16 protein-coding genes are annotated in these 19,787 nt (G+C 59.1%); 9 read left to right on the top strand and 7 right to left on the bottom strand.

The window, feature by feature from the left end:
• Positions 1-356: 356 nt before the first annotated feature.
• The 5 genes from sufU to sufC are packed head-to-tail and all read right to left on the bottom strand — an operon-like array spanning position 357 to position 5,710.
• Positions 357-791, bottom strand: a complete 435-nt coding sequence (sufU, locus tag ACQRAQ_RS04890; protein ID WP_427718807.1) for a Fe-S cluster assembly sulfur transfer protein SufU — start codon at positions 789-791, stop codon at positions 357-359.
• Positions 784-2,109 carry an aminotransferase class V-fold PLP-dependent enzyme gene (locus tag ACQRAQ_RS04885; protein ID WP_427794110.1) on the bottom strand — a complete coding sequence of 442 codons (1,326 nt, stop codon included), beginning with the start codon at positions 2,107-2,109 and terminating at the stop codon, positions 784-786. Before ACQRAQ_RS04885 ends, sufU begins: the two co-directional genes overlap by 8 nt.
• Positions 2,106-3,485 carry a SufB/SufD family protein gene (locus tag ACQRAQ_RS04880; protein ID WP_427794109.1) on the bottom strand — a complete coding sequence of 460 codons (1,380 nt, stop codon included), beginning with the start codon at positions 3,483-3,485 and terminating at the stop codon, positions 2,106-2,108. Before ACQRAQ_RS04880 ends, ACQRAQ_RS04885 begins: the two co-directional genes overlap by 4 nt.
• Complete coding sequence (gene sufB, locus ACQRAQ_RS04875) at positions 3,485-4,897, bottom strand: Fe-S cluster assembly protein SufB (RefSeq protein WP_154518287.1); 1,413 nt, start codon at positions 4,895-4,897, stop codon at positions 3,485-3,487. The genes ACQRAQ_RS04880 and sufB overlap by 1 nt, the downstream gene beginning before the upstream one ends.
• A 12-nt stretch (positions 4,898-4,909) precedes the next feature.
• On the bottom strand, positions 4,910-5,710 hold the full coding sequence (gene sufC / locus ACQRAQ_RS04870) for a Fe-S cluster assembly ATPase SufC (RefSeq protein ID WP_427718800.1): 801 nt from the start codon (positions 5,708-5,710) through the stop codon (positions 4,910-4,912).
• A gap of 223 nt (positions 5,711-5,933) precedes the next feature.
• Between sufC and ACQRAQ_RS04865 the strand changes: the two genes are divergently transcribed.
• From ACQRAQ_RS04865 to ACQRAQ_RS04855, 3 genes are all read left to right on the top strand, one after another.
• A complete protein-coding gene (locus ACQRAQ_RS04865) occupies positions 5,934-6,365 on the top strand; it encodes an RrF2 family transcriptional regulator (protein ID WP_427794108.1) in 432 nt (143 codons plus the stop codon).
• 138 nt (positions 6,366-6,503) lie between these two features.
• Entirely contained in the window at positions 6,504-8,171 is a 1,668-nt protein-coding gene (locus ACQRAQ_RS04860; RefSeq protein ID WP_427794107.1) for a hypothetical protein, read from the top strand.
• Between the two features lie 202 nt (positions 8,172-8,373).
• A complete protein-coding gene (locus ACQRAQ_RS04855; RefSeq protein ID WP_427794106.1) occupies positions 8,374-10,170 on the top strand; it encodes an AAA family ATPase in 1,797 nt (598 codons plus the stop codon).
• An 11-nt stretch (positions 10,171-10,181) separates the two neighbouring features.
• Here the strand turns inward: ACQRAQ_RS04855 and ACQRAQ_RS04850 are convergent, their stop codons facing one another.
• Positions 10,182-11,201: a glycosyltransferase gene (locus ACQRAQ_RS04850; RefSeq protein WP_427794105.1), complete on the bottom strand. Its 1,020-nt coding sequence runs from the start codon at positions 11,199-11,201 to the stop codon at positions 10,182-10,184.
• Between the two features lie 255 nt (positions 11,202-11,456).
• Between ACQRAQ_RS04850 and ACQRAQ_RS04845 the strand changes: the two genes are divergently transcribed.
• From ACQRAQ_RS04845 to ACQRAQ_RS04820, 6 genes are all read left to right on the top strand, one after another.
• Positions 11,457-12,560: a glycosyltransferase gene (locus ACQRAQ_RS04845; protein WP_427794104.1), complete on the top strand. Its 1,104-nt coding sequence runs from the start codon at positions 11,457-11,459 to the stop codon at positions 12,558-12,560.
• A 5-nt stretch (positions 12,561-12,565) separates the two neighbouring features.
• Positions 12,566-13,606 carry a glycosyltransferase family 2 protein gene (locus ACQRAQ_RS04840; protein WP_427794103.1) on the top strand — a complete coding sequence of 347 codons (1,041 nt, stop codon included), beginning with the start codon at positions 12,566-12,568 and terminating at the stop codon, positions 13,604-13,606.
• Between the two features lie 74 nt (positions 13,607-13,680).
• Positions 13,681-14,799 (top strand): glycosyltransferase family 2 protein, encoded by a 1,119-nt coding sequence (locus tag ACQRAQ_RS04835; protein WP_427794102.1) that lies wholly within the window; start codon positions 13,681-13,683, stop codon positions 14,797-14,799.
• Between the two features lie 12 nt (positions 14,800-14,811).
• On the top strand, positions 14,812-15,879 hold the full coding sequence (locus ACQRAQ_RS04830; protein ID WP_427794101.1) for a glycosyltransferase: 1,068 nt from the start codon (positions 14,812-14,814) through the stop codon (positions 15,877-15,879).
• Complete coding sequence (locus tag ACQRAQ_RS04825) at positions 15,880-18,366, top strand: glycosyltransferase (protein WP_427794100.1); 2,487 nt, start codon at positions 15,880-15,882, stop codon at positions 18,364-18,366.
• A gap of 192 nt (positions 18,367-18,558) precedes the next feature.
• The gene (locus tag ACQRAQ_RS04820; RefSeq protein WP_427794099.1) at positions 18,559-19,098 is read left to right on the top strand and encodes a hypothetical protein; all 540 of its coding nucleotides are present in this window, start codon (positions 18,559-18,561) and stop codon (positions 19,096-19,098) included.
• An 85-nt stretch (positions 19,099-19,183) separates the two neighbouring features.
• Here ACQRAQ_RS04820 and ACQRAQ_RS04815 read toward each other — a convergent pair.
• Positions 19,184-19,787 (bottom strand): ATP-binding protein (locus tag ACQRAQ_RS04815; RefSeq protein ID WP_427794098.1); only part of this gene is annotated, 604 nt, incomplete at its 5' end.

Below are 19,787 nucleotides of genomic sequence, written 5' to 3'. Positions count from 1 at the left end.
TAAAACGCAATATATACGCGCCCGAAGGCGCTAATTTATGCTCGTGATTTGTATGCACATAGCTTGGCGTGCTGAATACTCGCAAAAATGCACGCCGCACCCTATGGGACCCGTCTGCGGCAGGCAGGAGGCGAGCCGGAGCCTAGTAGGACGGTGCCTGGCGTTTTGCTCGGCGTGCCCCGTGGCCCTGTGGCAAGCCTTTGGTACTGTGAAAAACGCTTGTGCTTGCGGTTGGCCGTGCGATAAATGACAGATTGGGCGCCGGAAGCGTGGCTGCGCGTGCGCTCGTTATGAAAAAGCCGAGCCGCCCGTATCGGGCGGCTCGGCAATCAAAAACCTTGGATTCGGGGCATCCGTTACTGGTTAGCCTGACCCTCGAGCATGCCGTCGAGGGTGCGCCAGGCGAGCTCGGCGCATTTGACGCGGGCGGGCATGTGTGAGATGTCCTGGAGCTGAGCGGCTTCGTCCAAGTCTTCCAGGTCTTCCTCGGAGAGCTCCTCGCCACGGATCATGGCGAGGAAAAGCCCTGCCAGACGACGAGCCTCCTCGACCGTTTCGCCCGTGATGAGGTCGGCCATGATGTCGGCGCTGGCCTGGCTGATGGCGCAGCCGTGCCCGGTAAACGAGGCCTCCTCGATCACATCGTTCTCGACACGCAGCTGCAGGGTGAGCTCATCGCCGCAGCTGGGGTTGATGCCGTCGTGCTCGTGCGTGGGGGCATCCATCTCGTACTTGTAGTCGGGGTGGGAGTTGTGCTCCATAAACGTGGTGGAGGTGTACAGATTACCCATTGAACGTGCTCCAAACGTGATACAGGCCGGCGATGAACTTATCGATATCGGCCTTGTCGTTGTAGAAGGCCACGCTGGCGCGGCAGCAGGCAAGGTTCTCGACGCCCAGCCAGGTGAGCAGCGGCTGCGCGCAGTGGTGGCCGGCACGGATGCAGACGCCGTCCATGTCCATGATGCTCGCGACGTCGTGAGGGTGGATGCCCTTGACGTTAAAGCTCACGACCCCGTGGTGGTTGTCCCAATAGATGGAGCCGATGATCTGGACAAAGTCGAGCTGCATGAGCTCGCCCATCAGGTAGTGGACGAGTGCCTGCTCTCGTGCCTGGATGTTTTCGTAGCCCACCGTATTGACCAGGTAATCAAGCGCCGCGCCCGTGGCGAAGATACCGGCGGCGTCCTGCGTGCCGGCCTCGAACTTCTCGGGGACGGGCGCCCAGGCGGCGTCCTGCTCGGTGACCGAATCGATCATCTCGCCACCGGTAAGCATGGGCGGCATGGCGTTGAGCAGATCCATCTTGCCCCACAGCACACCGATGCCCATGGGGCCCATGGCCTTGTGCGCGCTAAAGGCAAAGAAGTCGGCTCCCAGATCGGCCACATCGACCGGCATGTGCGGCAGCGACTGCGCGCCGTCGACGACCAGATAGCCGCCGTACTTGTGCACGAGCTTGCCGAGATTCTTGACCGGGTTCTCGACGCCCAGCACATTAGAGACCTGACCCACGGCCAGAATCTTGGTCTTGGGGCCAACCTTGGCAAGCACTTCCTCGGTCGTGAGCTGACCGGTCTTGGTGGGGTAGAGGTAGACGAGCTTGGCGCCGGTCTCGCGGCAGACCTGCTGCCACGGAATCAGGTTGGAGTGGTGCTCCATGATGGTGATGACGACCTCGTCACCGGGTTCGAGCACCGTGGGCGCAAAGCTCTTGGCGACCAGGTTGAGCGACTCGCTCGTGTTGCGGGTGAAGACGATCTCATTGGCCTGGGAGGCGCCGATGAGATCGGCGATCTGCTGACGCACCTTCGCGATGGCCTCGGTGGCCTCGACGGACAGCGAGTACAGGCCGCGCAGGGGGTTGGCGTTCATACGCTGGTAGAAGTCACGCTCGGCGTCGAGCACGCAGGCGGGGCGCTGCGCGGTGGCGGCGCTATCGAGGAAGGCGATCTCGGGGTGCTGTTGGAACAGCGGGAACTGCGCCTTGTAGGGGTTGGTCTCGATGTCGACGGTAGGCCAGCCGCGCGAGGCCTCATCGCTGGCGTCGAACTCCATGGGCTCGGGGGCAGTACAGGTATCGCATTTAACGTGCTCGGTGTCGATCATGCGAGCTCCTCCTCAAAGTTATCGATCAGGTTGTTGCCCAGGCGGACGACGGCGGCGCGGGTGCGCTCGTCGGCGGCGGAAAGTGCGGCGTCCTCCAGCTTGGCACGGATGAACAGGTCCTCGGCGGCATTTTGGTCAAGGCCGCGGCAGGCGAGGTAGAACAGCTGCTCGTCGCGGACGTGGCCGATGGTGGCGCCATGGTTGCCGGCGACGTCGTCCTCGTCGCAGAGGATGACGGGAACGGTCTTGTTGTCGACGCCCTTGTTGGCCAAGAGCACCGTCTCGCGCTCGGTGCCGACGGCACCCTTGCAGCCATGCACGAGATCGATAGTGCCGCGGTAGACCTTCTTGGACGTGCCGGTCAGCACGCCGTTGGCATCGATTTCGCACTCGGTCTTGCGGCCGCGGTGACGAAGCTCGTAGTTAAAGTCGCGTACCTGCTGGCGGGCACCCAGGTAATCGGTATCGATCGTCACCTTGGCGGTGTCGCCCAGCAGGTCGCCGGCAAGGCCGGTGGCGCTGGCGCCGGCACCCAGTACGGTGTGCTGCACGTTGACGCGCGCGCCCTCGTCCAGGAACAGGCCGGTGTCGTCGAGCGCGATCCAGCTATCGTCGAGCGTCTGCGTGCAGGTCACGTTGACGGTGGCGTACTCGTGAGCACACACGCGCAGCACGGAGCCCACGACGCCCTCGCCGGTAACGGGGGAGTCCAGGGCGATCTGCAGGTCGAGCGTTGCCTGCGGGCGGGCGACGACATCGATGGCGGCGATGGCAGCCGCGGCATCGACGCCGCTCACGCGCACGGTGACCGTGGCACGGCCGTAGGCGGGCACGTCGATGACGATACGCTTGGTGGCATGGTCGGCCAGATAGGTGTAGGCGGCCTCGCCCATGCCGGTCTCGAAGGCCTCGGCGGGGGAGAGTTCCTCCTCGAGCTTGATGGCGCCGGCCTGGTAGACGGAAGTGGCGGGCACGTCGAGCTCGGTCTCGGGTGTGATGCGGGCGCGGTCGGCGGCGTCGCCGGGGGCTGAGGTGCGTCGCTCGGGGAAGCGCTCGGCCATGGCCTCCATGGCGGCGTCGAAGGCGTCGGCCGCGCCATGGATCTGCTCGTCCAGGCCCTCGACCTCAACGGCCTCGGCGGGAGCGGAGGCAAGTTCGTCCGAAAGCTCGAGCTTAGTCTGGTTCATCTTGAGCCAGCCCCATGTGGCGGCCGGCATCGCGTTGACGCCCCCGATCTCCTGCAGCACGCCGTCTCGGGGCTCCGACCCTCCTCGCGTACCTTTAGTACGCGTCGTCGGGCTCGTCGCTCCCGATACGTCGCACTGCAGAAGCTCGGATGACGTAAATGCGTTCGGCGTGTTGATGGTCTGTTTCATTATCCGATCGCTCCTTCCATCTCGAGCTTGATCAGGTTGTTCATCTCGACGGCGTACTCCAGCGGCAGCTCCTTGGAGACCGGGTTGGCAAAGCCGTTGACGATCATGGTGCGGGCCTCTTCCTCCGAGATGCCGCGGCTCATCAGGTAGAACACCTTATCGTCGCCGATGCGGCCGATGGTGGCCTCGTGGCCGATGTCGACATTCTTGGCGCGGATGTCCATGGCGGGGATGGTATCGGAGCGGCTTTGGTCGTCGAGCATCAGCGACTGACAGCTCACGGTTGCCTTGGAGCCCTCGGCCTTGGGCGTGGCCACGATGGAGCTGCGGAAGGTCTGGATGCCGCCGCTCTTGGAGATGCCCTTGGTCTCGACGGTTGCCGAGGTATCGGGCGCGTTGAGTACGACTTTGCAGCCGGTATCGAGGTTCTGGCCGGCGCCGGCAAAGGTGATGCCGGTAAAGCTCGAGCGGGCGCGGCGGCCGTTGAGCACGCTCATGGGGTAGAGGTAGCCCACGTGGCTGCCGAAGGAGCCGCTGATCCACTCGATGTCGCCGTCCTCGTCCACGCGCGCACGCTTGGTGTTGAGGTTATACATGTTCTTGGACCAGTTCTCGATGGTCGAATAGCGCAGGTGCGCGCGCTTGCCCACAAAGAGCTCCACAGCGCCGGCGTGGAGGTTGGCCACGTTGTACTTGGGCGCGGAGCAGCCCTCGATAAAGTGCAGGTCGGCATCGTCCTCGACGATGATGAGCGTGTGCTCAAACTGGCCGGCGCCCTTGGCGTTGAGGCGGAAGTAGCTCTGCAGCGGAAAATCGAGCTTGGTGCCCTTGGGCACGTAGACAAACGAGCCGCCCGACCATACGGCGCCGTGCAGGGCCGCAAACTTGTGGTCGGTGGGCGGGATGAGCGTCATAAACTTCTCGTGGATGAGCGGCTCCCACCGCGGGTCGTGCAGGGCCTCCTCGATACCGGAGTAGACGATGCCCATTTTGGACGCCGTGTCCTGCATGTTGTGGTAGACGAGCTCGGAGTCGTATTGCGCGCCGACGCCCGCCAGGTAGCTGCGCTCGGCCTCGGGGATGCCCAGGCGCTCAAAGGTGTTCTTGATGTCGTCGGGCACCGACTCCCAGTCGTGCTTTTGGTCGGTGTTGGGCTTGACGTAGGTGACGATGTTGTCCATGTCCAGGCCCTCGATGGAGGGGCCCCACGTCGGGTCGGGAAAACGGTTGAAAATCTCGAGGGACTTGAGGCGCAGGTCGAGCATCCACTGCGGCTCGTCCTTTTTGGCGCTGATCTCGCGCACGATGTCGGGCGTGATGCCGGCGTCGAGGCGCTCGAATCCCTCCTCACCATAGGTGAAGTCGTAGAGGCTGCGGTCGATGTCCGCGACCTCGGTGCGGTTCTTGGTCATTGCGTCGCCCCTTTACGCCTGCTGCTCGGCAGCGGCTGCCTCGGCCTGGGCGCGCTGCTCGGCGGCCTCGCGCTCGAAGGCCTCAAAGCCGTTCTTGTCGATCCAGGGGATCAGCGAGGCGTCGTCCTCGCGCACGATGTGGCCCTTGACCATAACGTGGACGCGGTCGACATCTAGGTGCTCCAGGATGCGCGTGTTGTGCGTGATGATGAGCATGGAACCGTTGCAGCTCTTGCGGTAGGCGTCCATGCCGTGGCTGACGGTGGACAGGGCGTCGACGTCCAGGCCGGAGTCGGTCTCGTCCAGGATGGCGAGTTTGGGCTGCAGCAGCAGAAGCTGGAGCATCTCGACCTTCTTTTTCTCGCCGCCCGAGAAGCCTACGCCCAGCTCGCGGTTGAGGTAAGCGGTATCCATGTTGAGCTCGGCCGCGAGCTCCTTGACGCGACGGCGGAATTCCTTGCCCTTCATCTCCAGGCCGGGGCGGCCGGCGATGCTGGCGCGCAAAAAGCTCGACAGCGGCACGCCCGGGATCTCGACCGGAGCCTGGAAGCTCAGGAACAGGCCGGCGCGCGAACGCTTGTCGGTGGTGAGCTCGGTGATGTCCTGGCCGTCAAAGACGATGCGGCCGTTCTGCACGGTGTAGACGGGGTCGCCCATGACCAGGTGGCCGAGGGTGGACTTGCCGGCGCCGTTGGGCCCCATCAGCACATGGGTTTCGCCGGCGGCGACGTTGAGGTTGACGTTGTGGAGGATGGTCTTCTCGTCCACGGAGGCGGTCAGACCTTCGATGGAAAGCAGCGGATTTGCGCTCATGCTGTCCCTCTCTGTTTATGGTGTACTCATAGGTGTACTAAACCCTAGGAATCTTCTCGGAATAAAGTTACTATGGGTTCGGCGTTAGTCAAGGGAAAACCCGACTAATCCACTCGACTTTTCAGATGTGGGACATAATAGTCGGGATCGTCTGTCCCACACGCTTGGCATCTGGGGCAAACTCTGCTGATGATTTTTTCTCAAGCGCACCGGGAGGGTAGGTATGCTCATTTCTTCTAAGGGCCGCTATGCCCTCCGTTTGATGATTTATATCGCGGCGCTCGGTGACGCCGAGGGCAAAATCGCCCTGCGCGAGATTGCCGACCGTGAGCATATTTCGCAAAAGTATTTGGAGCAGCTGGTCCGTCCGCTTATGAAGGCGGGCCTGCTCAAGAGTATGCGCGGCAAGGGCGGCGGCTACATGATGGCCGTGGACCCGGCCGAGGTGCGTGCCGGCGATATATTGCGTGCCGTCGAGGGCAGCACGGCGCCCGTCGCATGCGATGGCATCGACAACAACTGTACTCGCAGCGATCTGTGCTCTACTGTGAAGTTCTGGCGCGGTCTGGACGACGTGATTGAAAAGTACGTCGACGGCGTGACGTTGGCCGACTTGGCGGCCGTGCCCGAGATTAACTTCGATATCAAGCTGTAACTCGAGCGCAATTCCTCAAGATTTCGCGGAGGGCGTTACCGTTTGTCGAGTTGCTGTTGTACGACATCGGTCTTGCTGCGATACTTAAATCTATCTTTGCAAACTGCACTTTAACTACACCAATGCAAGGAGGATCTTATGCAGCCCAAGAATTCTGCGATTGTTGCCGGATTGACGCTGGCTCTTTCGTTTGGCGCCGTTTCCGCGCCCACGCCCGCTGCTGCGGATGAGCCCACGCCGGGCGTTGCCTCGGATGCCACCGATATCGATAAGGGCCTTTATACCCAGCAGTCTTTCTCGGGCGTGCTGAGGTCGGTCCAAGGCGTCTCGTTTGTCAATGTGACCAGCGAGATGAAGTACTTTACCAAGTATGAGAGCCACGGCAACTATAACCAGGGCTTTTCGTATGGCGACGGCTATAACGCGCTGGGCTATTACCAATTCGACCGTCGTTGGTCGCTCGTCCCGTTTATGAAGCAGGTCTATAACTACAATCCTGCCAAGTACGGCATGCTTAAGTCTGCAATTGACCGCGGGAGCGATATCTCCAACGCAAGCAACCCCATGTATTCGAACGGTCAGCTGACGGAGCTGGGCCGCATTGCACAGGAGGCCTTCCAGGGCGCCTATAACGCCGACCCGGCTGAGTTCTCGGCGCTGCAAGATTCATATGCATACAACTCCTATTACGCGGTGACCGAGGCCTGGCTCAAGAGCGCGCTTGGTATTGATATCTCTGGCCGCGCCGATTGCGTCAAGGGTATGGTGTGGAGCATCACCAACATGTGCGGCACCTATGGCTGCCAGGACTTTTTCCGCTGGGCAAATCTTACAAACGATATGACCGACCGTGAATTTGTGACGGCGCTTTCCAGCAGCGTGGTCAATAACGTTGCCCGTAAGTACTCGAGCCAGCCGCAATATCACGAGGGCTGGAAGAACCGTTACAAGAACGAGCTTAAGGATTGCCTGGTCTATATTACCGAGGACGAGGCCGCGGCGACGCCGCCGGTCGAGCCCGAGCCTGAGCCCGAGCCTGAGCCCGAGCCTGAGCCCGAGCCCGTGACTCCGGCACCCAGCCAGGTGCCCGCCGCTCCCGTTGCTCCCTCTGGGTCTAGTGCCGATACCAATGGTGCTGACGAGGATACCGTCGATGCTCCTTCGAACGATGCCGGAGCAAGCGATGGAAATGGCGATGTCGCTTCGGCCGGCAGCGCGGGGTCTGCCTCGCCTTCGAATTCCGCAGATGCTGCGGCAGGGTCTGGTTCTTCCGCCGGTGGATCGACTGCCGGCTCGAGCGACTCGTCGACGAATGGCAAACCCTCTGCGAGCGAACAGCTTGGCTCCATGTTTGGCTTCTCGCTGATGTCTGGCATCAACAGCGGCTCGTCTTCCAAGAAGGATGGCTCCGACCAGGGCGCTACGGAAAAGACCGAAGAAGCTAAGGGCGATTCGAAGGACGAGGGTTCTAAGGGGTCTGATTCCGACAAGGGCACGGAAGTCGACGGTGCGGAATCGAAAGATCCCCGCCTTGGTAAGGATGGCAAGCACGCGGACGACAATGGGTCCAAGGGCCTGGCTGATGATGGCGCCGACAAGAACCAGGGTAAGACCAAGGTTGTGACTGCCTCAGCCACGACGACTGAGTCCTCTAAGGGCAGCATGCCCAAGACGGGTGACTTGATTTTGATGGCGAGCCTTGCCAGCGCGAGCTTGGCCACATTGGGCGCTACGTCTATTGTGAGCGGTAAGTATAAACTTGATCAGCAAAACAAAGACGCTGCGGAGAAAGACGCCCAAAAGTAGGCTCTCAGCGAGCGTTTTGCCTTAGCGATTCAAATAGGGGCCCGATGCGATAGCACCGGACCCCTATTTGTTGCGAATCGTTTTGTTATGCCCCCCTTATGGAGTCATTTCTACCGTTACCCGAATCATTTGTTGAACAATAAAATTGTTATCAAGATGGTCGCTAAAATGGCATCGTTATTATAAAAGGGGAGATAAAACGGTGTCTGAACAGGCAATGTATGATATTGATAACACCTTTGACGTAAAGTTGCTCAATCCCGGCGGAAATGCTGTTCTGCCGATTGATATTCATGATTTTGCCGACGCCGCCGATCATTGTGTTTTAGTTGATAAGACCATGTTTATTGCCGATATCTTAGATTGCGAATCGACTGTGGCGCTCTGTTGTCGGCCTCATGGTTTTGGCAAGAGTATGAACCTCTCCATGCTCAAATGTTATCTGGAGCGTCCTGTGCCCGGCTCGTCGAGCGTGAATCTGTTCATCGGTAGCCAAATATGGGACGCAGAAGATGGCATCTATCGTGATGAGTATGCACGCTATCCGGTCATTGTTTTGGATTTTTCTACTTCCTCCTATCGAGGCGCCGATGCCGAGGCCGCCATGCGCGATGTCGTCGCTCGTGAGTGCGCTCGTCTGTTGCCGCTGCTGGACGTTCCCGATTTAGCGCGCGGCGACGTGCGCCATATCGAGCGCGTAGCGCGCGGTGTTGCCGGTTCTGATGAAATCGATTCGGCTCTTGGCGTGTTAATCGAGCTCCTCCGTATGGCATGTGATGAACAGGTTGTGCTGCTGGTTGATGGGTATGACGCGGCGTTTACGAATCATATGCAGGCGAAGGGCGCCTATGGCTCGTGGTTTGTCGAGTTGCTTGACCGCCTGCTCTTTGACGTCATTGTCTCCTCGATCGATTCTTTGCGGCTGGTTTGCTTGATGGGGGAGCGACCCGGCCCCGCACAGGCGGCACTTGCGCATCGCAGCTGCCCGTATTGTTTGGCTTCTCCCTTGTCGAGCTGGTGCGATCGCTGGTTTGGTTTTTCGGATGCCGAAAACAGGGCGCTGCTAGATTGCACTGGTCAGAGCGACAGACTGGCTTGCGCGCGCGAATGGTTCGAAGGCTACCGGTTTGGCGGGTTCTATTGTTCGAACTCGGCTCGTGTGGTTGAGTTCTTGGCTCGGGGCTGCCTGCCGCCAACGCGCTTTGATCTATGTTGCTATGCCGATTGTCTGAACGAGACTGTGGGCGCCTGGGATTTGAGATGGCTTGCGGCAATGTTTGATTTGCTTAATCCGTATGGCTGTGTTGAGGCGCCGCTGTGCATAGACGCCGTGAAGCCTGATGCCGGGACAGCGGAAGGTATTTGGACCGATTTGTATTTGAGTGGACTCCTGACGACAGATGCGACCGATCACCAGACGGACGGCAGTCTGCCCCGCGCCCTGCGCCTTCCCAATAACGAACTCCGGTATGCGCTGCGTCTTGTGATTATCGAATGGTTCGAGTGCGCTGCCGAGAGTGCCGAGACTATCGATGACTTCCAAGAGGGTCTTTGCCGCGGGGACGAGCGTGCAGTTAGGCGAGCTTTGGGCGTAATTATTAATGACTTGGGCGTCGATGGAGACGTGTCGGATTTGCTGCTGGCTTTTCGTTTGGCACTGCAGGGTCTTTGTTTTGGGTTGCCTGGGTATGCCGATCCCGTTACAAAACGAGCGCACGGTTCGGAGTTTGGGGGTTTCCAAGTATTTCCAACCGCCAATACCTTTGATGCGGTGGATACACTTGGCATATTGGATAGCCGCCCGCTTATCTCGGTCAGCATGCTGTACGACCCCGATGTCGATGCGTTGGGCCTAGAGCTTCTGTCAGTACAGGCATTGCTCGATATCGAGCGGAGCGGTCTCGACGACATTCGCGTGCCACGTCCTGCCGTGGGCCGCGTGCGTTGGGGGTTTGGCTTTGATGGACAACGAGTTGCCGTCTCATGTCAGAAGTTATAGGAGGGCCGGCTTTACTCGGTTTCCTTCATGGGCGGCATGGGCTTCCAGTTGGGGTCGCGTACGATCTTGCGGGCATCCTTCATGCCACGGCGCAGCGCCGGAATGCCGGTCTTAAAGCACTTGTCGACGGCGGCAAGGCGGATAAACTCCTTGCAGAAGGTCGCCACATTGCCCAAACGGAACAAAATGGGGTGGTAATCACCGTAGATCTGCATGTAGCGGGCCAAGTAGCCGCGGTTGCGCATGATGTAGTAGCGATTGGTGTCACTGGTGGAGTTGAGCTGGCGTTTGCCGGCGATATCCCAGTTGGAGACGGCGCGGGCGCGCTTGAGCACCACATCGGCGACTACGACGGCAGGGAAGTGTTGGCTGGCGACATAGCCATAGCAGGCGTCATCGCCGTAGATAAAGAAGCGCGCATCGGGCAGGCCGATCTTGTCGACAACGCGGCGTGAGAACAGGCCACCCTCAAAGCACAACTGGTTCATGGCGCGGTAGCCCTCGGGGCCCAGGTCCCACTTAGCGATGGGGTTGGGGATACCAAGCGAAAGGATGAGCTGGTACTGCCAAAAGAAGGCGCCGCCGTCAAAGTCCAGGCGCGAACCCTGGATGACGTCGTAGCGGTCGGTCCACTTGGCCAGGCGCTCGATGCCCTCCGGGATGACGAGCACGTCGTCGTCCATGACCCAAAACCACTGGGCGCCCAGGTCGTAGGCGCATTTGGTGCCGGCGGAAAAGCCGCCCGCGCCGCCGCCGTTTTCGAGCTGCGGGGCGTAGATGACGCGGTCGGTTCCGCCCTGCGCGTCGGGCTGATCGGCGTCGATGCCCCACAGGTTGGCGAGGCGCTCGTTGAATGCGGCACACATGGCCTCGGTCTCGCGCGAATTTTCGTTATCGACGATCACGATACGCCAAGGCGTTGCCGTGAGCTCGGTCATGGAGTCGAACAAGTTGGCCAGGAGTTCCTGGCGCTTGTACGTAACGACGACGATGGCGAGCTTGTCGATGGGGGCGGGAAGGGTAGAAGTCATGGGGAATATATCCTTTCACGCGCGGCGGGCGAGCGCTGCGCGGAAGCTATCGAATGCGTCCGTTGGACGGCACCTATTGTAAAGGGTCGCTGCGCCATGTTGGCAAGGTTTGAATAAAACGCAGGAACCTGATATGTGCGCGACGAGTGGCGTGGGGCTGCTTTGCCCGTAAGAGGCTCCATAGATTATATAAACGCCCGCGGGCGGGACGACCCTTTGATACCATTAACGACAGGTATTTCCTAAGGAGCACATTTGTCTACTAATTCCTCTGGCAGCCCCGTCCTGTCGCTGCTTATTCCCATCTACAACGTTGAGCGCTACCTGCGCGAGTGCCTCGATTCCGCCGTGGCGCAGACGCTCAAGGACATTGAGATCATTTGCATCAACGACGGCTCTAGCGATAGCTCGCCGGATATCATCCGCGAGTACATGGAGCGCGATACGCGTGTGAAGATGATTGATAAGGCCAACAGCGGCTACGGCGACTCCATGAACCGCGGGCTCGATATGGCGCGCGGCAAGTACGTGGGCATTCTAGAGTCCGATGACTTTATGGCGCCTGATGCGCTGGAGAAGCTGGTCTTGGCAGCCGAGAGCAGTAACGCCGACTTTGCGAAGGCGAATTTTGACTTCTACTGGTCTAAGCCCGAGGAGCGCCGCTCGCTGCACGAGATGTTTAAGGCAAGGGACTGTGACAAGCCGGTGCATCCGAGCGACACGACGCAGTTCTTTAAGCAGAAGCCGTCGATTTGGTCGGCCGTGTACCGCCGCGATTTTCTTGAGCGCAACGGCATCAAGTTCCTGCCGACTCCGGGGGCATCCTTTCAGGACACGTCATTCGCCTTTAAGGTGATCGCGTGTGCCGATAAGGCTATTTACCTGCATGATGCCGTGCTTTCGTATCGTCAGGACAACGAGAGCTCTTCGGTCAATTCTTCGGCCAAGGTCTTTTGCGTCAATACCGAGTATGCCGAGATCGAGCGTTGGATCCGAGAGGATTATGCCCGCGATCACGCAAGTGATGACGTCGCCCGCATGCTCAAGTTCAATCAGCTCATTAAGTACGATTCGTACATGTGGAACTACGTGCGCCTGGCGCCTAAGTTCTATAAGGAGTTCCTGGTGCAGATGGCCAAGGAATTTCAGGCGGCCTTGGACGCGGGGGAGTTTTCGCTGGACGACCTCAAGCCGTGGAAGCGCGCGAATCTCGCTGCCATCCTCAAAGATCCTGAGGGCTGGGTTGACGAACATCCGAGTTTCGCGACGGATGGTGCCTTGGGGCGTGCTAAGTATTACGCCTCGGTTGGAGGCCCAGGCGTGGTCGCCGCCTTCCTTATCGAATCGCTGAGGGGGTAGGCGAAATGGGAGAGGCCTCGATTCCCAAAGCGACTATTGTCGTTCCCGTATACAACTCGGCGCGCTCCATTCAGCGATGCCTCGATTCGCTTTTGGCGCAGTCGGAGCGCTCGATTCAGGTTATCTGCGTTAACGACGGGTCCGCAGATGGCACGCTAAGCGTCTTGCGTCAAATTGCGCAGGCCGACGACCGTGTGCTGGTGATTGACCAGGAAAACGCGGGCGTCTCGTGCGCTCGAAATGCCGGTATCGATGCGGCCGAGGGCGAGGTCATCTTCTTTGTGGACGCCGACGATTACATCGACGCCCAGACAGTCGAGCGCGTGCTACAGGCCATGGCCTCGTCGGATGCCGAGGTTGCCGTTTTTGGCGGCGTCTGCGAGCCGTCCGACGCCGCACCCAAACGCGTCCAGCAACTCATGGGTCCCAAAGCTAGTACCTTCGGCGCTCGTGATCCCCAGCTGCTGTTCCATGCGAATGCGCAGCCGTATGCGTGCCGTGCGGCTTTTTCGCGCGAGCTGCTCAATCGCGAAGGCATTCGCTTTGCTCCCGGCTTGGCCTTGGGCGAGGACGTCGTCTTCCAATTTGCGGCCTATGCGCTTGCCCGCAAGACCGTTGTCATGCCGGACAAGTTCTACCACTACGTGATGGAGAACGACTCGGCAACGCACGAGTTCAACAGCGCCGAGGCCCGCGCTAAAAAGCTCGACGCCCATATGAGGATGCTCGAGGAGGTCTTGAAGGATTGGGCTGCCTACGGTCTTTTGGACTTGTGTCCCGGCGAGCTGATCACTTGGTTTTTGGACCTCATTGTGTTCGACCTGGCGCGCTTGGACGCCGATGGTTTCCGTCGCGTGACCGGTCGCGTCAATATGGATTTCACGACGTTTTTGGGATCGGAGTGGGCGGATATGCCTGCTAAGGGCGCCGTTCGCCGTGTTGCCCAAAAGCTCGTAGTGGCGACCTCGGGCGTTTCGATGGCAGACGCCACGTTGTTCTATCTTTCGACCCGCGGTCTTAAGGCCTGCCTTGAACGCTTTATCTAATTCTGGGCGCTGCCGCCCGCCGCAACTCGGCTGCTAAAATAACCCTGTTACACGCTATTCAACAGGAGGTTCTCTTGCAGAACTCTGATACCCCTAAAGTTTCGCTGCTTGTTCCCATCTGCAATGTTGAGCGCTACCTGCGCGAGTGCCTCGATTCCGCCGTGGCGCAGACGCTCAAGGACATTGAGATCATTTGCATCAACGATGGCTCTACCGATAGCTCGCCGGATATTATCCGCGAGTACATGGAGCGCGACCCCCGTGTAAAGATGATCGACAAGGCCAACAGCGGCTACGGCGACTCGATGAATCGCGGCCTGGAGATGGCACGCGGCGAGTACGTGGGCATCCTTGAGTCCGACGACTTTATGTTTGAGGATTCGCTCCAAAAGCTGGTCGCCAAGGCCGACGCTGAGCATGCCGATGTCGTTAAGGGCGACTTTTACTTGTACTGGTCTGCGCCCAGCGAGCGCCGTGAGCTGTTTGGGATTATCGACGAGCATATGACGGGCGCCGCGTATCGCCCCGTCGATCGCCCGGGCATCTTCTACCGCAAGCCTTCCATTTGGTCTGCCATCTATCGACGCGAGTTCCTCAACGCCAATCAGATTCGGTTCCTTCCCACGCCGGGTGCCTCGTATCAGGATGCGGGTTTTAACTTTAAGGTCTGGGCATGCGCCGAGCGTGCCGCGTTTATTGCGGACCCCATTTTGTGCTATCGCCAGGATAACGAGAAGAGCTCCGTTAATTCGCCCAACAAGGTGTTTTGCGTGTGCGACGAATATGCCGAGATGCAGCGCTTTTTGGATGAACGCCCCGAGCTTAAGGCTCGGCTTCAGGGCATTTTAATGCGCATGAAGGTCGATACGTATCGCTGGAATGATGAGCGCCTGGTTGATGAGTTGCGCGAGCAGTTTTGGGAGAAGGCATCTCCCGAGCTCAAGGCCGACTGGGATGCCGGTCGTTTTGACCTGTCGCTCTTCGATCCGCGCGGCGAGACCGATTTGCGACTGATGATCAAGTCGCCCCGTGCTTATATCGATTCGCGTTTTGATTTTAAGAAGCCGGGCAAGCTCAATACGTTTAAGCATTATTTTAAGATTGGCGGTCTGCCGCTGGTTTGGCGTGTGCTGACGTATCAGCGTACCTACGGTGATAACCCGCATCCCGATGACGTGCCGACGGCACAGTAGGAGCGCGTGACCATGGCTACCCCAAAGATTTCCGTTGTCGTTCCCATCTACAAGGTGGAGGAATGCCTGGCATGGTGCCTGGACTCCCTGCTCGCGCAGGATATGTCCGATTGGGAAGGTGTGCTGGTTAACGATGGCTCGCCGGATGGTTCGCGCGACATCGCCGCTGCCTATTGCGAAAAGGATACGCGCTTTAAGCTGGTCGATAAGCCCAACGGTGGTTTGTCGAGCGCCCGAAATGCGGGTATCGCTGCGTCCACGGCGCCTATCGTCGCGTTTTTGGATTCCGACGACCGCTTTACGCCCGATGCATGCCGTGTGATCGTCGATGCCTTTGAGCGTGAGGATTGCGACGTTTTGACCTTTGGCGCAAATCCGTATCCCTTGGAGGCGGGGTATCCGTGGCTTAACTATGTGTTGAGCCCTCGCGACGTGTCGTTTGTGGGCTATAGCTCCGACCTGCTGTTTAAGGAAGCGTCTCGCCCCTTTGCATGGCGCACCGCTTGCAAGCGCGCTTTTTTGCTGGGTAGCGGGATCGTGTTCGATGAAACCGTTAGGTATGGCGAGGACCAGGTCTTCGATTTTGCCGTGTACGGTCGTTCGCGTAAGACCGCGCTTATCTCGAACAAGCTGTACGACTATCGCGTGGCACGCAAAGGTTCGCTCATGGACACCATGCGCTACGACGACGAGACGCGCTTGCTGGAGCACGTGAAGATTTACTCCGCGGTGCTGGCTGACTGGCAACGCGACGGTCTCGATGCCCAGCATGCCGATGACCTGGCGTACTTCCTCTGCGATCTGGTGCTGTACGATGCGCTCAGGCTGTTGGGTACGGACTGCGGCAAGGTGTTTGCTGCCGTTGCCACGGCGCTTGCCGGTTCTGCCGTGGGCAGCGATGCTGCGCTCGCACAATGCGCTCCTTCTGTTGCTGCTATGGTGCGTGCGGCGCTTGTCGGTAAGGCTCCTGCTGCTCGTTCGCGCAAAAAACTCATGTTCGATTACGACGTCTTGAGGTTTGGGCGCCTGGGCGCGTGCAAGCGCATGGCTGCGAACGCTCTGGGAAAGCGAGAAGTGTAGATGAGTATCAAGCGTTTGGCGCTTTGCCGCAGTCAGGGTCGTCTGTTTGTCCTGCTTCGCTTTGTCGGCCAGGATATCGCGGGGCTTATTGAGCAGGAGGGTTCCCAGGCCTTTGTTCGCGCGACGACCAATCGCGCTTGCGTGCCGTCTTTGGCACTGCCGGTCGATCATGGCCGCGTGCTTGCGCTTTGTCCCTCCGTTGCCGATTATGAGCGCGAACTCGTCGTTTTGGTGCTTCCGTTTATGGACGGCTCTACAATTGATGTCTCATTTGCGCCCGGCGGCAAAAGGCTGGGCTCCATTCGCCTTGATAGTTGTATTGCCAAGCTGGAATCTAAGATTAACTACAAAGCAAAGTCTGCGATGTGCGCGCTCGTTCGCGATGCGCAGCGCGGCGAGTGCTGCGGTCGCTACGAGATCGATGCCGTTCGTTATTTACCGGCAGATGAGGGCGCTGTCTGGCGCTATGAGGTCAAGTGGGCGGGAGATCCCCAGTGCGTCCCTGGGCTCCAGATCTTCGATACGCACATGAATGCGATTGATGCCACCGTGCATGTGTTTGAGTCGCAGGTCGATGTTCTCCAGCAAAACGGATGTCGCGTCAATAAAACGTATCTGAGCGTTGAGATGCCCGAGGATATACGCGATTTTGTCGCGATTGCGGCTGATCCCACGGGCCTAACCCAGAGCGGATTTTGCGCCATGGATGGTCGTCTGTACAATGGCATGGTCGACGACAGTTGGAACCGCATGAAAGATGCGCGTGCGGATGACGCGGCCTATCGACGCTGGTTTGAGCAGCATCGCGCGAAGCCGGGCGACTTGGCGTGTCAGTGCGTTGCAGCGGCGGCATTCGCCTACCGACCGCTCGTGAGCATTGTGGTGCCGTGCTATAAGACCGATCAGGTTTACCTACGTGAGCTGCTGGACTCTGTGGTATCCCAGAGCTATGACAACTGGGAATTGCTGCTTATGGACGCCTCGCCCGAATGGGATGCGGTGGCCAAGCTTGCGGCCGCCGCCAATGACGAGCGGGTTCATCGTATTGAGCTGCCTGGCAACGGCGGCATTGTGCTCAACACCAACGCTGGCATTCAACAGGCGTCGGGCGACTACATCGCATTTTTGGACCATGACGATATTCTGGAGCCGGATGCGTTGTTCCGCTATGTCGCCGCGTTGAACAAGGCGGCAGAGGGGGAGCGTCCGCAGGTCCTGTTTTGTGACGAGGACATGTTTCAGAAAACGGGGGAGTGGGGTCAGCCGGTCTTTAAGACGCGCCTCAACGTTGACCTGCTCTATAGCCATAACTGCGTGACGCATTTTCTGATGGTGGAGAAGGCGCTTATCGATCGCATTGGCATGTCGCCAGAAGACGTCGCGGGCGCCCAGGATTATGATCTGACGCTTCGCTGCCTTGCATCGGGCGCACGGTTTGAGCATATTGCCCACGTGCTGTATCACTGGCGCGTACACCCTGGTTCCACCGCCGACGGTTCTGCCGATAGCAAGCCGTATGCGGTTGAGGCCGGGCGCCTTGCGCTTCAGCGCCACTTTAACGCACTGGGCGTTCATGGAGCGGTCGAGGAGACCGAGACGCCGTTTGTTTACCGCATGCGCTATGCGCTGCCGGAGTCTGCGCCGCTGGTGAGTATTGTGATCCCCACCAAGGACCACGTTGAGACGCTCGATGCCTGCGTGATGTCGATCGCCCAGAAGGCCACGTATACCAATTACGAGATCGTCTTGGTGGAGAACAACAGCGAGGCCCCGGAGACGTTTGCGTATTACGAAACCCTGCCGGAGCGCGTGGCTGCAGCATCCGAAGGCAAGGGTGACGCACGCGTTGTGTACTGGCCGGGCGAGTTCAATTACTCCCAGATCATCAATTTTGGTGTGGAGCACGCCAAGGGCGACTACCTGCTGCTGCTGAACAACGACACCGAGGTCATAAGCTCGGACTTTATTGAAGAGATGATGGGTTATCTGCAGCGTTCCGATGCGGGCGTGGTGGGTGCCAAGCTCTATTTTGCCGATCATCTGGTGCAGCACGCTGGCATTTTGGTTGGCGTGCGCGGCGCACTTGCTCATGCCAATCAGGACTTCTCGGCTAAGCGCGAGGGCTATCTTGCCCGCGCTGTGCGCCCCGGTAACTTTAGTGCCGTGACGGGCGCCTGTCAGATGGTCCGCCGCGACGTATTTGAGCAGGTCGGAGGCTATAACGAGGAATTCGCCGTCGGCTTTAACGATGCAGATTTTTGCCTGCGCGTGTGGGAGGCGGGCTACTGCACCATCTTTACGCCCTATGCCGAGCTGTACCACTACGAGTTCACCTCGCGCGGCAGGGAAGAGGCCAACGAGGAAAAGATGTGTCGTTGGAAGCGCGAGCAGGCGCTGTTCATGAAGCGCTGGCCGGAGCTCTTCTTGACGGGCGATCCGTGGTTGGGGTCGAATCTTAGCAGCGAGAGCGAGTATTTCTCGGTCTAAGGCAATGGTTTTTAGGAAGTCCTTAACTTTCTTTCGCTACGAGCTTGGAAGAAAGTAACGTTGGACTACTTATTAAGACGAATTACGAAAGGTCGATACTTTCGCGATAAGTTTATACACGCTTATATAACTCGATATTATCCGATATAAGTAGATATCGCACTTGCCTTTGCCGGCTTACCCGCCGGCGTTATGGATCTTATTAACGGCAAGGCGCTTACGTTCTTGCGTCGTGCCCTCCCCGAAGATCTGGCGCCTATCAACCAGGTGGAGGTAGCGCTCTCTATGGGCGATAGCTTTGTCGCGACTGGTTTGACCATAGAGGACGATCTTCTGTCGAGAGCCGCTAAGGCCACTAAGGGCTATGCCTATCTGGTGCAACTGGTCGGTTATTCCATTTGGCAGCGCGCCAACTTGCATCGTGCTAAAAGTGCCATTGTGAGCGAGCGCGACGTAACCGAAGGTATTGCGCTGGCAGAGGCCCGTTTTCACGATGTTGTTCACGAGCCCGCGATTTCTGGACTGGGGCTCAACGATATCAAATACCTTTTGGCCATGTGCGAGGATAAGCAGCAGACTAAATCGTCCGAGATTGCTAAGCGCATGGGTAAAAAGACCAATGAGATCAGCTCTATTAGAGCCAAGTTGCTACAAAGAGAGGTTATTCAGGCACCACAGAGGGGTTACGTGCAGTTTGCCGTGCCGGACCTTGTTAGCGTCGGAATAATTTAGCCAAATATAGTCGGCCGAGATTGACCAATCCCGGCCGACCCATTTTAGCCAACACGCCCGCATCTATGACTTTCCTATCGCATTCCTACATCCCCTCGGGCTGGATCCCCCTCACCTTCACCGCCTGGGGGACGGCCTCCACCGAGTAGGCGTCAAGCCCCCTGCCGCGGTAGCTCGGGCCCCGCATCACGAACACCGACGCCTTGTCGAACAGCCTGTCGAGGGCGCAGAGGAGCGTGTCGTCGCCCGTGAAGAACTCATCCCACCCGCTCGGGGCGATGTTACTCGTAAGGACCATCGCGTTCGGCCCCTCCTTCTCGTAGCGCCTGTCGACGACATCGAAGAACAGGTCGGTGCACGGCCTGTCGTAGACACATCTTCCCACCTCGTCAACGATGAGGCACGACGGCTTGACGAGCGAGGAGACGACACGCGAGGTGTTTCCCCGCTGGACGGCCTTCTGGAACCTGTCCCTGAGCTCGGTCGCCTTTATGTAGTAGGTCTTGAGCCCCCGCATGCAGCACTCGCGCCCGTAGGCCTGTGCGAGGTGCGTCTTCCCTATGCCGCCGGGCCCGACGAAGGCGACGTTGCGGTGCGCGTAGAGGTCGGCCAGCGACGGGAGCTTGCCCAGCGCGGCCGCGTCCCGGCCCTGGATCCTGGAGAAGTCGAAACCCTCGAAGGTCTTGGGC

This window comes from Collinsella sp. SGI.178 (assembly GCF_050313495.1).
Taxonomy (GTDB): domain Bacteria; phylum Actinomycetota; class Coriobacteriia; order Coriobacteriales; family Coriobacteriaceae; genus Collinsella.
Note: the sequence above shows the minus strand (reverse complement) of the source record. Positions and strands in the feature narration are given on the sequence as shown.